Here is a 13,980-nt window from a genome sequence, read left to right as displayed (position 1 = left end):
ATTGGCGGGCTTCTTCTTACTTGCCCCTGAGGGCCGGCTGGGCGCTGCGCGCCTGGGCACTCAGGGGATGTACGAGATCAGCGGACCCCGACAGCGCCCCAGGAAATGACCGGCGCGAAAGCTCAAAAGGAAATTTGAAATGGCTCCCGTGAACAAGTCCGACAAGGACCGCGTCATCATTTTCGACACCACGCTGCGCGACGGCGAGCAGTGCCCCGGCGCCACCATGACCTTCGAGGAGAAGCTCGAGGTCGCCGAGCTGCTGGACGATATGGGGGTCGACGTCATCGAAGCCGGCTTCCCCATCACCTCCGAAGGCGACTTCCAGGCGGTCAGCGAAATCGCCCGACGTTCCAAGAGCGCGGTGATCGCTGGCTTGTCGCGCGCGCACCCGGCCGACATCGACCGCTGCGCCGAAGCAGTTAAGTTCGCAAAGCGTGGCCGCGTCCATACCGTGATCGCGACCTCGCCGCTGCATATGCGGGTGAAGCTGAACAAGACCCCGGAGCAGGTGCTTGAGACATCGGTTGCCATGGTCGCGCGCGCGCGCAACCAGATCGACGACGTCGAATGGTCGGCCGAGGACGGCACGCGCAGCGAGATGGATTTCCTCTGCCGCATCGTGGAGGCGGTTATCAAGGCCGGCGCGACCACGGTGAACATCCCCGACACCGTCGGCTACACGACGCCGGACGAATATTCCCACTTCATGAAGACGCTGATCGAGCGCGTGCCGAACTCCGACAAGGCGGTGTTCTCGGTGCACTGCCATAATGATCTCGGCATGGCGGTTGCGAACTCGCTGGCCGGCATCGTCGGCGGCGCGCGCCAGGTCGAGTGCACCGTCAACGGCATCGGCGAGCGCGCCGGCAACGCCGCGCTGGAAGAGATCGTGATGGCGATCAACGTGCGCAACGACAAATTCCCCTACTGGAACAAGATCGACACCACGCAGCTCACTCGCGCCTCGAAGGTGGTGTCGGCGGCGACCTCGTTCCCGGTGCAGTACAACAAGGCGATCGTCGGCCGTAACGCGTTCGCGCATGAGAGCGGCATTCACCAGGACGGCGTGCTGAAGGACGCGTCCACCTACGAGATCATGCGGCCCGAGATGGTCGGCCTGAAGCAGTCGTCGCTGGTGCTCGGCAAGCATTCCGGCCGCCATGCCTTCGTGCACAAGCTGGAGGAGATGGGCTACAAGCTCGGCCCGAACCAGCTGGAAGATGCGTTCACGCGGATGAAGGCCTTGGCCGACCGCAAGAAGGACATCTACGACGAGGACATCGAGGCGCTGGTCGACGAGGAGATGGCCGCCTCGCACGACCGCATCAAGCTGACCTCGCTGACCGTGATCGCCGGCACCCATGGTCCGCAGCGCGCGACCATGAAGCTCGACGTCGACGGGCAGATCAAGATCGAGGAAGCCGAGGGCAACGGCCCGGTGGACGCGGTGTTCAACTGCATCAAGCGTCTGGTGCCGCACGAGGCCAAGCTCGAGCTCTACCAGGTGCACGCGGTGACCGAAGGCACCGACGCGCAGGCCGAAGTCTCGGTACGGCTGTCGCATGAGGGACGTGCGATGACGGCGCGTGCGGCGGACCCGGACACGCTGGTGGCCTCGGCAAAGGCCTATCTCGGCGCGCTCAACAAGATGGTGATGAAGCGCCAGCGCGATACGGTAACGGCGGCGGCGGCAAGCTGACGAAGCCGACCTCGCCTCTCCCGCTTGCGGGAGAGGCCGACGCGCCCGGGCGATGCGAAGCATTGTCCCAAGCGTGGCGGGTGAGGGCTCTCTCCTCTGGGGAAGTCTCTTTGCGGAAACACCGTCTCCCCAACCCTCTCCCGCAAGCGGGCGAGGGAGCGCAGCGGCATTCATGATGAATAGCTGCCCTGCTAACGGCCAATAGCGGCTCCGCCTCCCGGCCGCTATTGATGCTGCCGGCATAAGGAATCGGCCATCCGCGCGCCGGGCGGCCCAGATAACACAGCAGGGAGAGATTATGCGCACCTTCGCGATCGCGGCGTCCGTCGCGGTATTGGCCTTGAGTCTCGTCGGCCCCGCCAGCGCCGATCCCATCATCATCAAGTTCAGCCACGTCGTCGCCACCGACACGCCGAAGGGCAAGGCGTCGGAGAAGTTCAAGGAGCTTGCCGAAAAATACACCGGGGGCAAGGTCAAGATCGAGGTCTATCCGAACTCGACGCTCTACAAGGACAAGGAAGAGCTCGAGGCGCTTCAGCTGGGCAGCGTGCAGATGCTCGCGCCGTCCAACTCGAAATTCGGACCGCTCGGCATCCGCGAATTCGAGGTGTTCGATCTGCCCTACATCCTTCCCGACCTGAAGACGCTGCGGAAGGTGACGGAAGGCCCGCTCGGCGCGAGACTGCTCAAGCTGCTGGACTCCAAGGGCATCACCGGTCTTGCCTATTGGGACAACGGCTTCAAGCAGATGAGCGCCAACAAGAAGCTGGTGACGCCTGGCGACTACCAGGGCGTCAAGTTCCGTATCCAGTCCTCACGGGTGCTGCAGGCGCAGTTCAAGACGCTCGGCTCGCTCCCGCAAGTGATGGCTTTCGGGGAAGTCTACCAGGCGCTCCAGACCGGCGTGGTCGACGGCCAGGAGAACACCTGGTCGAACATCTATACCCAGAAGATGCACGAGGTGCAGAAGTACATCACCGAGACCAACCACGGCTATATCGGCTACGTCGTGATCGTGAACAAGAAGTTCTGGGATGAGCTGCCGGCCGACATCCGCGACCAGCTTGCAAAGGCGATGAAGGAGGCGACCGACTTCAATAATACGCAGTCGCAGAAGGAGAACGACGCCGCGCTCGCCGAGATCAAAAAGAGCGGCAAGAGCGAGATCATCAAGCTGACGCCGGAGCAGGACGAGGCGATGCGCAAGGCGATGGAGCCGGTCTATAAGGACGCCGCAGGCCGTGTCGGCCAGCCGCTGATCGACGAGTTCCAGAAGGAAGCGAAGAGCACGACGAACTGACATGAACGAGAGGGCTTCTGGCGGTATCAGGAGCCCTCCAGTCCATTGATGCCATTCCCTGTTGCGAATGATTTCAAACTGCGACAACGAATTACATCTTGGTAAGGGTAAGTCCCTGTCCAACTTGTAAGTTGAATGCGATGGCGCTTGCGCCCATCTTCCGGAGCATCCTTCCACAGGAGGTCCGTATGAAGAAGTTCACCATCGCCGCCATCGCCGCGCTCAGCATCGCCGGCTCGGGCGCGGTCTATGCCCAATATCATCATCGCCCGTGGATGGAGCACTTCCGCCACACGCGCATGAACCCGGAAGACCGCGCCGCCTTCGTCGACGCGCGGATCGCCGCGGTCCATGCCGGGCTGAAGCTCAATGCCGATCAGGACAAGCTGTGGCCGCCGGTCGAGACCGCCGTGCGCGAGCTCGCCAAGCTGCGCATCGACCGCGCCAACGCGCGGATGAATGCCGGCCCCGGAGACGCCGACAAAGATGCCGGCAAGCCAGAGGATCCGGTCGCCCGCCTGCGCCAGCGCGCCGAGGACATGGGCGCGACCTCCGCGGCCCTGAAGAAGATCGCCGATGCGGCCGAGCCCCTCTACAAGACGCTGGATGACGGCCAGAAGCGGCGCCTCGCCGTGCTGACCCGCCATCGCGGTCCGTTCGGCGGCGGCGACGACGGTCCGCACCACCGCTTCATGGAGCGCGGCATGGACCGCATGATGGAGCGGGGTATGGATCGCTTCCATGGCGACCATTTCGATCGGGACGGCGGTCCGGACCGGGATCGCGAGGGCCGGCTGTAAGGAAGGCGGGATCTTCCGGGGATCAACCTTGGCGAAGCCGCTGGAATCCAGCGGCTTTTCGCATTTTGGGGCTTGTGGACGAACCGTTGGAAAACCTTCGTTGCATCGCTTGCCATACCCGGTTCGCTTTGCTAAACGACCGGCCTCGCAAGGCATTGCCCGCCTTTCGGGCGCATAGCTCAGTTGGTAGAGCAGCTGACTCTTAATCAGCGGGTCCCAGGTTCGAGCCCTGGTGCGCCCACCACTAAATCCCAAACAGCATCAGTCGCTTAGGTAGGCCACGGCATCCGGAGCTTTCGCGGGCAAGCAGCGCGCAACAGTCTTGGATCTGTATGTTTGCAGAAGTGACCAATTTTGTTCTCAGCAACGGGTTTCTTGTGCGATCTTAGTGCCAATGGTCGATCTCGGGGTCAGTCGGCGCGCCTCGCGGATGCGGGAGGCAGGTCGCAATCGGACTGCAACCAAGTCGTTATGAGCGGGAGGATATCCGCCAGATTCGTTGATCCTGCTGTGCTTTCGTTTGCTTTTGATGGCGTTGTTACGCTTTGGCGACGTCGTTTCTGGTGCGAAACTGGTGCGGCGGTGCTCCACTTTTCGGCCGCCGGCAGCGAACAGTCAGCCGTCAAAACGTCTCCGTAATCTTGCTCAGTCGAGGGGGACGATCCGGGTCAAATCCACAGGCGCGCGCCGTCTGCTCGATCATCCGATAGGCCGGAACGAGCATGGTGATCGGGTCGGTGGCGGGATCATCCTCGGCCAACCAGGGCAGCGAGCCATGCGGTCCGCCGCATAGATGCAACGGGATCTCTTGCTCGCGCAATTCTTCCGCGAGGGCGTCCACCGTGGCCGCCGTTTCATCCATGAGGCGTATCATGACAACAGGCGTGCGCGATGACAACGCGGCGCGCGGTCCATGCTGCAGCTCGGCGGCGCTCAGACCGATGGAAGGCAGGCGCAGGATTTCCGAAAGTTTGAGCGCGATCTCCCGCGCCGAGCCCAGCCCCAGGCCCCGTGCCGCCACAAACACGGCCGACGCCTTGGCGAGATCATCGGCAATCTCGGACCAGTCGAGCGCCAGCGCGCGGTGCAGGCGCTTGGGCAGCCCGTCAAGGGCTGACCGCAGCGCACGATCTTCCGCCAGCTCGGCAACAAGTTCGGCGCTGGCGGCCATCGAGCCGATCACGGTCTTGGTCGCCGCTACGGAGTGCTCCCTGCCGGCTTCGATCGGAACGACGAACTCCGCTTCGTCAGCCACCGGCGACGAAGTCGCATTGACGATGGCGATGGTGCGGGCGCCCGCGTCGCGCGCCGACCTTGTCGCTGCGACAAGATCCGGGCTTCGCCCGGATTGCGAGATCACGATGAACAACGCATGGCGCAGCATCAGGCGCGTGCGAAATGCCGTGATCACAGAAGGCGCGCTGGCTGAAACGGGAAGGCGAAGCCGCGTCTCGACAAGATATCTCAAGAAAACCCCGGCATGCCCGGAGCTTCCCCGGCCGCACACGACGCACAGTGGGGCGGAGCCAATCCCGATTCGCTGTGCGATCTCGCGCGTGGCGGGGCGGCTACGAACGAGTTTGGCGACAACATCCGCGCTTTCCCCGATTTCGCTCGCCATCGCGGATGTCGTCACGGCTTAACCCGCTCCGCCTTGCTTGCGCGGCGCCACTTCCTTGGGATGCCGGTCGGGATCCTTGGCGAGCTCGGCAAACACGCGCCGAAGGTTGCCGTTGCAGTTTTTCAGAATGGTCTCGGCATCAACCCTGTCGACACCCAACGCCAGAAGGCCGGCCGTCTTGATGTCTCCCTCGGCCTGCTCGAGCCAGAGCGCCGCGTGCGACCGATCACAGCGCGCGATTTGCGCCACCATGGCCTCGGCGCGCCGCTTCAGCTTGGCGTTGGTCGGCTGCATGTTCACCATCATGCCGCGATAGACCCGGCCAAGGCGCAGCATGATCCCTGAGGAGATCAGGTTGAGCACAACCTTCTGCGCGGTGCCCGCCTTCATCCGGGTGGAGCCGGCGATCAGCTCGCGGCCCGTCTCGATCAATATCGGAAACCTTGCCGATGCAAGCAGTGCGGTGCCGGGATTATTGGCGACACCGATCGTCACCGCACCGGAAGAGCCTGCCTGCTGCTGCGCCGCGACGGTGAATGGCGTTGTGCCGCTGGCGGCAACGGCGATCACCACGTCGTGCGGCGTGAGTGACGCGGCATTCATCTGCCTGACCGCGTCGTCGACATCATCCTCCGCGCCCTCGATGCTGGTGACGAAGGCGCTATCTCCGCCGGCGACGATGAAGCGGACGCGCTCGCTGGGCCAGGCGAAGGTCGGCGTCAGCTCGGCGCCGTCCTGGACCGCCACGCGGCCCGAGGTGCCGGCGCCGACGTACACAATGCGTCCGTGATCGCCCAGCGCGGCCTTGGCTGCATCGGTTGCCGCAGTGATCGCGGGAAGGGCATGGCCGATCGCCGCAACTGCCGCAAGCTGGCCTTCCCACATCGCTTCCATCGCCGACGTCAGCGACCATGCATCAAGATCGACAAAGCGGGGATCGACTTCTTCGGTGGCCATATAGTTGATCCATGCGCCATCAAACGCGGAATTTCGAAGCCTGATCATGGTCAGCTTCTCTCTTGGGCAGGTCAAGCCGCCGTCGTGCCACCGGTAACGCGCCGGCCGCCGCGTCGGCATCAGGACAGTAGCCTGCCGTTTTCGTCCTCGATCCGGGCGCGGCAGCGGGTTCCGCCGCCATCAATGCCGAGATACGTGCTACCTGTTGTTCCCATGGAAAGTTAACGCGAAGGTTTCGCTTCGGGTCCTCCAAAGCTCCTTGGTGCACATATGAAGTCTTGCACGGGGACTCGCCTCACGAGTCCGTGACTACCATTCTCGGATCAATACTAATGGGCCACGCTGGATCTTCCTCTCTCACGATTGCCGCGCAGCACATCTTTGATGGTGCCGACATGCGCGGACCGGGGTCAGTCAGGATCTCGCAAGGCCGGATTGAAAGCATCACCTTCGGCGAGGCGGAGCCGCGCGCCCCAATCTATCTTCCCGCAGACGCGACCCTTGCACCCGGATTCATCGACATCCAGGTGAACGGAGGCGGGGGCGTCCTGCTCAACGATCAGCCAACGGAGGCTGGCGTTCGACGCATCGTCGAGGCGCACCGCAAGGAGGGGACCACCGGCTGCTTGCCGACCCTCATCACCGATCGCAGCGAGGTCATCGAGCGATTGGCTGCGGTCGCCCAGGCTTGTCTGAAGATTCCCGGCGTTCTCGGCTTTCATCTGGAAGGACCGGCCCTCAACAGGTCTCGCAAGGGCATTCATCCGGAAGCGGAGATACGCGTGCCCGATCAGCGCGATCTCGCTGCGATCAAGAGTTTTGGCAGCCGCGGCCGCTCCATTGTGACCTTGGCCCCGGAATGCGTGCCCGCGTCCATGATCGATGAATTGATCGGCGCCGGATTGCGTATTGCGGCTGGCCACAGCGACGCCACCGCAGCCGAAATCCGGCAGGCGGTCGATCGCGGTGTCTCGGGGGTGACCCATCTCTTCAATGCCATGTCGCAGTTGAACGCCCGGGAGCCGGGCCTGGTGGGCGCCACGCTCGCGGATGACCGGCTGTTTGCAGGTATCATCTGCGACGGCATCCACGTTGACCGCGCCGGTTTGCGTGTTGCCTTCCGCTGCAAGGGACGTGATCGATTGATGCTGGTCACCGATGCCATGCCACTGGCGGGCACGAAAGACTGGCAATTCATGCTGCAAGGAAGGCAGATCACGTTGCACGAAAATCGCCTGACTGGCCCCGACGGCACGCTCGCGGGCGCTCACCTCACCACGATCGAGGCGGTGCGCAACGCTGTTGCGCTGCTCGGAATCTCCCTGGTCGATGCCCTCATCATGGCCTCTCGGACGCCCGCGGCATTTCTGGGCCTTGAGTCCGAGCTTGGACGGATCGCGCCTGGATACCGCGCAGACCTGGTCGCCTTCAGTCCGAACTTTGAAGTCGTCGGCACATGGATAGGCGGTGTCGGGACGATGGTCGAGGCGAGCGAGGCTTCTCACCGCAAGCTGTGAAGTTACTTAGTCACGAAGTAGAAGCCTTCTTTCCTCGGCAGTGAGCAGTCAATACCGTCCGCCACTCAACCTTCGGCGCGATAATGAATTTATGCCGTTCTTCTCCAACAAGTTCAGGTGCATCTGATTTCGTGCGAGAAACTCTCTCAGTCGCAGGGTCCGTCGTCCCGGCGGGCGTTCTTTTGCTACAAAGTGAATGATCTCACATTTGATCTCCGCCACGGTGGTGTATGTTGCCAACAACAACCGGCAGAGATGCTCATGCACCGGGACCTCGCTTCGTTTCGCCGCGCAATAGGTTCGTTCAGGCTGGCCGGCTTTGGAGCCGCTACAATACGCCAAAAATCAGACGTATTTTCGTCATCGATAATTTGCGATTTTGGATTGTGCTTACAGCTAGTGTCCGCGGGATTAGCGGAGGCGGCCATCATGTCAGGCTAAGCACGATTGCGTCGACACTCGCCCATTTGGTCGAGATGTAAGCTTGCCTTGTAGTTTTGTGATTGCGGCCAGGCTTGACAGCGTGAGTAGCAACGCTGCCGGCTGGACGACTCCAAGATTTTCTCGAGTGTCTCTTGAGCCGGCATCAATGACGATAGCTTGTCCCAATCCCAATTGCCGCCGCAATAATCCTGCTGGAAAGGGATTCTGCCAGTATTGCGGAAGCCGTCTCGCACCTCCGTCGCAAGAACCAGATCCCCCCAACGATGAAGTGCATCGGCTACTCGAGGCGCTGCGCGAAAGCCGACAGGCCATCAACTCGCTGCAACAGGACCTGGACACCGCGACGCGCGAACTGGAGGAAGCAAGGGGTGAGCTGAAGGTCCTCAGGGAAAGGGCAATCACCGACGCGGTGGATGATACTGAAGCGCGCATGGCGGAGCAGAGTCGCCTGCGCGAAAGCCTTGCGGAGAGTGAAAAGAACGTCACGGCCCTGAAGTCTGAGCTTGAGGCCGCGAAATCGCAGTTCAGCACCACTCAGGACCAGCTCAAGGAAGAGGTTGCAGTCGGTCACGCGAAGATCGCGGCGCTCACGGTCGATCTTGAGAGGCCTAGGGAAAAGGTCGCGGCCGAGTTCCATGGCAAGGTCACGGCGAGCGAGAAGCTCGTCGACGCCATGAAGCAACAGCATGCCAGTGAGATCAAGAAAGCCGCGGACGATCACCATGAGAAGGTCACAGCGCTCACGCGCGATCTTGCGACGGTCAAGGAAAGGGCCGTGGCCGAATTCCAGGGCAGGCTGACAGCAAGCGAGAAACTGATCGAAACGCTGAAACAGCGCCATGCCACCGAGATCGAAAGGGTTGCGGACGGTCACCAGGACAAGGTCGCGCAAAAGGACTCGCTGATCGACGAATTGCAGGTGAAGCTGAAGGATCTTGTCGACAGCGGCAAGGTACCGGTCACGACCAGGCGGTCCTTCGGCACGATGGCGATGGCGGCGATGGCTGCGGTTTCGGGCGGCGCCGGTGGTGTTGGCGGATACTTCTTCCGCCCTGAGGAAGGATCGGCTTCGGAAGCTACGCAGGCCAAGCTGGATGAAGCCAAGACGCTCAATGAAAAATTGCAGGGTGCGTTGCAGTCCCAGCACGAGGCCTATGAGAGGACCGTCAGTGAACTGAAACGAGTCGAGGCTCGGCTCAGGGATCAACCGCCGCCGAATCCCACCGGTGCAAACGAGGAACTCGAGCGGCAGTTGAACGAGGCGCGCGCGACGAGCCAGCAGCAACTGGCGGAGGCGCGCGCCAAAAATCAACAGCAGGAGGGCAGGCTGGCGGCGCTTCAGGCCGAGCTCGACCGGAGCAAGCAGGACATTGCGGCGCGCGATCAGACCATCGCCGCGCGGAATCAAACCATCGAGCAGTTGAACGACCGGCTGCAGGACGCCAAGTCCTCGGATGCTCGAGCGCAGGATACCAAGCAGGAAGCGAAGCCTCACGAAAAGGAAGTGCGGCCAACGCCGCGCAAGACGATCGATCTCGAAACCACGATCAGAAACCTCGAACGGGAATACGGCCGGGATTTCGGCATTCCCAGAATTGGCAGGTGAGTCGCTCCGCCGTGAGAGACATCCCGTCCTCCAGGCCTGGCCCCGTCTCATCTGCCGGACGTCGATTCCGGCCACACCACCAGCAAAAGAGCGCGACGATCCCTTCGGAACGTCGTGACAATGAATAATCACGTCGCTGTGCCCGCTAACAGGGCGCGGCAAGGAAATCTATTGCTCATTCGGTTCGATGCAGATGTCCATCGCTTAAGGGGAGAAAACCTCGATGCCCGTCGCTCTTTCCTATCCCGGCGTCTACGTAGAAGAAGTTCCAAGCGGTGTCCGGGCGATCACCGGAGTCGCGACGTCGATCACGGCGTTCGTCGGCCGCGCGATCTCGGGGCCCGTCGACAAGCCGATCACGATTTTCGGATTCGGTGATTTCCAGCGCCAGTTCGGCGGCCTCGGGGTCGACTATCCCATGAGCTACGCCGTCGCCGATTTCTTCCGCAATGGCGGCGGCCAGGCGATCATCGTCCGCATCTTCAAGCCGAAAGCCGGCTCCGGCAAGGGGACCGTCACCGTCGGAGGTTTGGCGCTCGAGGCGGCAAATCCGGGCGCATGGTCGAGCGGATTGGAGGTCACGCTCGACGACAACATCTCCGAGGACGCGCCCAAGCGGCTCGGCTTGCAGAGGGCCGAGCTCTTCAACCTGACGGCCATGCTGACCGTGAACGGACAGATCATCGCGCGAGAACAGTTCCTCAATCTCACGGTAAAGGACGCCACAAATCTGGCCGGCCGCGCGCAACGGATCGATCGCGTTCTGCAGCAGTCGTCGCAATTGCTTCGCGTACCCGATCCTTCGAAACTGGCCACAACGACCATCAGCTTTCCTGCCGATCAGGGCGGCGGCGCGGCGCCGGGAGGAGCAGGCGGCGGTGGTGCGGCGGGCGGCGGCCAAGGGGGAGCCGGTGCGTCCGGAGGTGCGGCCGCCGACGGCGGAGGTGGAGCAAGCGGCGGCAATGCGGCGGGTTCGGGGGGCGCGGCGAGCGGTGGCACACCTAAGCCGAAGTCCGTTTCCGCAAAAGTTGAGGTACCCGCCAGCGACGTCGAAGAGCCGGTCGATACAAAAGTCTACACCGGTGACAGGAATGGCAAGAAAGGACTGTACGCGCTAGAAAATGCTGACCTCTTCAACCTGCTTTGCATCCCGCCGGACAAGCCCGGTGGCGACACCGATCCGGCAGTCTACCAGGCGGCGATGAAGTACTGCACCGATCGGCGCGCCATGCTGATCGTGGATCCGCCATCGACCTGGGGCGACGACTTCGCGGTCGAGGATCCCATCGCCAAACTTAACGAGCTCGCCTTCAGCACTAACGATACGCGCAACGCGGCGCTGTTCTTTCCACGGGTCAAGGCTCCCGATCCGCTCAGCAAGGGGCAGCAGGCGACGTTCGTTCCATGCGGTCTTGTCGCCGGCGCCATGGCCGCAACCGACGCGCGGCGCGGAGTGTGGAAAGCGCCGGCCGGTCTCGACGCGGGATTGAGCGGCATCGATGAACTCGCGACAAAACTTACCAACGACGAGAACGGCAAGTTGAACCAACTTGGGGTCAACTGCCTGCGCAACTTCCCGATCTACGGCAACGTGATCTGGGGTGCCCGTACGTTGCGCGGCGCCGACCAGATGGCGGACGAATACAAATACATCCCGGTGCGCCGATTAGCGCTGTTCATCGAAGAGAGCCTGTTCCGGGGTACCCAGTGGGTTGTATTCGAGCCAAACGACGAGCCGCTCTGGGCGCAGATCAGGCTGAACCTCGGCGCTTTCATGCACAACCTGTTTGTGCAGGGCGCCTTCCAGGGATCAACGCCGGCCGCCGCCTATTTTGTCAAATGCGACAAGGAAACCACCACGCAGAACGACATCAATCTCGGAATCGTCAACATCCATGTCGGATTTGCGCCGCTGAAGCCCGCGGAATTCGTCGTGCTTCGGATCCAGCAGATCGCCGGCAACATCCAGACGTGAAATAGGGGGAGTCCATCATGGCTCAGTTCAGTGTGAATACGACCCGGTTCGACCCCTACAAGAACTTCAAGTTCAGGGTGAAATGGGACGGCAAATATGTCGCCGGCATCAGCAAGGTCGGCGGCCTGAAGCGTACCACGGAGGTTGTCAAGCATCGCGAAGGGGGCGATCCGAGCAGCAGCCGGAAGTCGCCTGGCCGCAGCGAGTACGATGCCATCACGCTCGAGCGCGGCGTCACCCACGATACCGAGTTCGAGAAATGGGCGAACAAGGTCTGGAGCTTCGGCGCAGGGCTCGGAAGCGAGGTCTCGCTGAAGGATTTCCGCAAGGACCTGCTTTTGGAGGTCTATAACGAGGCCGGGCAGGTCGCGATCACCTACAAGATCTATCGCTGCTGGGTGTCGGAATACCAGGCCTTGCCCGACCTCGACGCCAACGCCAACGCGGTGGCGATCCAGCATATCAAGCTGGAAAACGAGGGTTGGGAACGCGACGAGAGCGTCGTCGAGCCGGCCGAACCGATCTTCACCGTGCCCGCGCAGTGATGCGATGGCGGTCCCGTCGACACAGCATCTGCTAGCGGCCTGGGAACGCGGGCGAGGAGTGTCGCGACAGGATGAACGCGCGCTCGCGCTGTTGACGGCGGCGCACGCGCATCTGTCGCGCGCCGCCGCCGCCGAACTACCGATCGGCGAACGGGATCGCCGGCTTCTGACGCTGTACCAGGACCTGTTCGGTCCGAGGCTCACAGCGCTGGCGACCTGTCCCGAATGCAGCGAATCGCTCGAACTCGAATTCGATGCAGAAGTGTTTGGCGCCGCATTGGAGCACGAGTCTGGCGCCGAACCGGCGGAGGCGCAACTATCGTTCAGCCATGACGGCTATAACATTCTGTTTCGTTTGCCGAACAGCCGCGACGTACTGGCCCTGGGTCACGGCCGGCCGGACGACGAGAACAGGCTGCGTCTGCTCGAACGCGTGGTGCTTCGCGCGTCATGCGGCGAACAGGAGGTGCCGGCGGCAGACCTGCCCGCGACATTGATCCGCGCACTGGAAGAGCGGCTGTCACTAGTGGACCCGCACGCCGACATTCGCCTGGACCTGGACTGCTCCGCATGCCGGGCGCAATGGCAGGCGCCGTTCGACGTCGTGTCCTTTCTCTGGAGCGAGGTCGATGCGTGGGCGCTACGCTTGTTGCGTGACGTGCACCGGTTGGCGCGCGCCTATGGCTGGCGTGAGGCCGATATTCTTGCGCTGAGCTCACCTCGGCGCCAATGCTACCTGGAGCTGCTGGACGAATGAGCGGGTATTTAGCCAACCTCGTAAGACGTGCAACGGCTCTGGAGCCTGCCATCAGGCCGCGCCTGCCCTCGATCTTCGGTCCGGCGCCCGCTTCGGCATGGGATGGTCCGGCCACCGTGAGCGAGGATGACTCCCACGCTGAGAGCGTCGCGCCGCGTCGTGAAGATCCAGCATCCGCAGCATCGGATTGGCCGACTGGGGCTACCGCCAAAGGCGAACTTCAAGCGGAGCAGGCCAGCGCGCCGCAACGACCCGAGGCGTCGCCCCTGCGCGCGGACGGGATCGTCGCGCCTTCGGTGAGGTCTGTCACGGCAACGGCCGTGACAGATCATCCTTCCACGCGGCCGCGCAATGCGACAACGGAAGCAGTCAGTGTCCCGCTGGAAGCGCCGGCACGTGCAGCGGCGGATGACGTGGGCGGCAGCAGCGCTTCGACGGTGCAAACGGTCAGTGCCGGACTACTGTCATCGGTTCGTACAGGGGCAGATGACGTGGTGCGCAGCAACGATGCGGCGATCGAAGCGCCGCGACCTGCGCCGACGCGCGCAACTTCGAACGCGGCGCGCGATGACCGTGATGAGCCCCTACGGCTCATGATGGTTCAAAACGCGCAAGTCCAAAATGCGCCCGATCGCGTCGAGCCAACAAGTCTATGGGTTGCACATGCTGATTTGAAAGCGGATGTCAGCGAACCACCGCGGCAATCCTCCCTGGATCGGAGCGACCAAACGTCCGGCGAAACAGCAGAGTTTGAGG

10 protein-coding genes and 1 tRNA gene are annotated in these 13,980 nt (G+C 62.6%); 9 read left to right on the top strand and 2 right to left on the bottom strand.

What is annotated here, in order from left to right; genetic code table 11:
- Positions 1 to 139: 139 nt before the first annotated feature.
- The 4 genes from FXV83_RS26930 (at position 140) to FXV83_RS26915 (ending at position 4,046) form a co-directional block, all read left to right on the top strand.
- Positions 140 to 1,702: a 2-isopropylmalate synthase gene (locus FXV83_RS26930; RefSeq protein WP_148742604.1), complete on the top strand. Its 1,563-nt coding sequence runs from the start codon at positions 140 to 142 to the stop codon at positions 1,700 to 1,702.
- 298 nt (positions 1,703 to 2,000) lie between these two features.
- Positions 2,001 to 3,002 (top strand): TRAP transporter substrate-binding protein, encoded by a 1,002-nt coding sequence (locus FXV83_RS26925; RefSeq protein ID WP_148742603.1) that lies wholly within the window; start codon positions 2,001 to 2,003, stop codon positions 3,000 to 3,002.
- Between the two features lie 188 nt (positions 3,003 to 3,190).
- On the top strand, positions 3,191 to 3,802 hold the full coding sequence (locus FXV83_RS26920; protein WP_187436181.1) for a Spy/CpxP family protein refolding chaperone: 612 nt from the start codon (positions 3,191 to 3,193) through the stop codon (positions 3,800 to 3,802).
- A 168-nt stretch (positions 3,803 to 3,970) separates the two neighbouring features.
- Positions 3,971 to 4,046: transfer RNA gene (locus FXV83_RS26915), tRNA-Lys, on the top strand.
- A 378-nt stretch (positions 4,047 to 4,424) separates the two neighbouring features.
- On the opposite strand, the gene FXV83_RS26910 is transcribed toward FXV83_RS26915, so the two are convergent.
- Both FXV83_RS26910 and FXV83_RS26905 read right to left on the bottom strand, forming a co-directional pair.
- The gene (locus FXV83_RS26910; RefSeq protein ID WP_148742601.1) at positions 4,425 to 5,423 is read right to left on the bottom strand and encodes an SIS domain-containing protein; all 999 of its coding nucleotides are present in this window, start codon (positions 5,421 to 5,423) and stop codon (positions 4,425 to 4,427) included.
- Positions 5,424 to 5,441: 18 nt separating this feature from the next.
- Positions 5,442 to 6,380 carry an N-acetylmuramic acid 6-phosphate etherase gene (locus FXV83_RS26905; protein ID WP_148742600.1) on the bottom strand — a complete coding sequence of 313 codons (939 nt, stop codon included), beginning with the start codon at positions 6,378 to 6,380 and terminating at the stop codon, positions 5,442 to 5,444.
- Between the two features lie 332 nt (positions 6,381 to 6,712).
- On the opposite strand from FXV83_RS26905, the gene nagA reads away from it, so the two are divergent.
- The 5 genes from nagA to FXV83_RS26875 all read left to right on the top strand — a co-directional run bounded on the left by nagA (position 6,713) and on the right by FXV83_RS26875 (position 13,224).
- Positions 6,713 to 7,897, top strand: coding sequence for an N-acetylglucosamine-6-phosphate deacetylase (nagA, locus tag FXV83_RS26895; protein WP_148742599.1), 1,185 nt, complete (start codon positions 6,713 to 6,715; stop codon positions 7,895 to 7,897).
- Between the two features lie 568 nt (positions 7,898 to 8,465).
- Positions 8,466 to 9,947, top strand: a complete 1,482-nt coding sequence (locus tag FXV83_RS26890) for a hypothetical protein (RefSeq protein WP_187436180.1) — start codon at positions 8,466 to 8,468, stop codon at positions 9,945 to 9,947.
- A gap of 223 nt (positions 9,948 to 10,170) precedes the next feature.
- A complete protein-coding gene (locus tag FXV83_RS26885; protein ID WP_148742597.1) occupies positions 10,171 to 11,922 on the top strand; it encodes a phage tail sheath family protein in 1,752 nt (583 codons plus the stop codon).
- Between the two features lie 17 nt (positions 11,923 to 11,939).
- The gene (locus tag FXV83_RS26880) at positions 11,940 to 12,467 is read left to right on the top strand and encodes a phage tail protein (RefSeq protein WP_148742596.1); all 528 of its coding nucleotides are present in this window, start codon (positions 11,940 to 11,942) and stop codon (positions 12,465 to 12,467) included.
- 58 nt (positions 12,468 to 12,525) lie between these two features.
- The gene (locus tag FXV83_RS26875; RefSeq protein ID WP_148742595.1) at positions 12,526 to 13,224 is read left to right on the top strand and encodes a T4 family baseplate hub assembly chaperone; all 699 of its coding nucleotides are present in this window, start codon (positions 12,526 to 12,528) and stop codon (positions 13,222 to 13,224) included.
- Positions 13,225 to 13,980 lie beyond the last annotated feature (756 nt).

Origin of the sequence: Bradyrhizobium hipponense, from assembly GCF_008123965.1 — a bacterium.
Lineage (GTDB): Bacteria > Pseudomonadota > Alphaproteobacteria > Rhizobiales > Xanthobacteraceae > Bradyrhizobium > Bradyrhizobium hipponense.
The sequence above is the reverse complement of the archived record's forward strand: the minus strand, read 5'-3'. Positions and strand labels throughout refer to the sequence as shown.

Coding starts and splice junctions, on each gene's coding strand:
- FXV83_RS26930 (WP_148742604.1), top strand. CDS start 140: ATGGCTCCCGTGAACAAGTCCGACAAGGACCGCGTCATCATTTTCGAC.
- FXV83_RS26925 (WP_148742603.1), top strand. CDS start 2,001: ATGCGCACCTTCGCGATCGCGGCGTCCGTCGCGGTATTGGCCTTGAGT.
- FXV83_RS26920 (WP_187436181.1), top strand. CDS start 3,191: ATGAAGAAGTTCACCATCGCCGCCATCGCCGCGCTCAGCATCGCCGGC.
- FXV83_RS26910 (WP_148742601.1), bottom strand. CDS start 5,423: ATGGCGAGCGAAATCGGGGAAAGCGCGGATGTTGTCGCCAAACTCGTT.
- FXV83_RS26905 (WP_148742600.1), bottom strand. CDS start 6,380: ATGGCCACCGAAGAAGTCGATCCCCGCTTTGTCGATCTTGATGCATGG.
- nagA (WP_148742599.1), top strand. CDS start 6,713: ATGGGCCACGCTGGATCTTCCTCTCTCACGATTGCCGCGCAGCACATC.
- FXV83_RS26885 (WP_148742597.1), top strand. CDS start 10,171: ATGCCCGTCGCTCTTTCCTATCCCGGCGTCTACGTAGAAGAAGTTCCA.
- FXV83_RS26880 (WP_148742596.1), top strand. CDS start 11,940: ATGGCTCAGTTCAGTGTGAATACGACCCGGTTCGACCCCTACAAGAAC.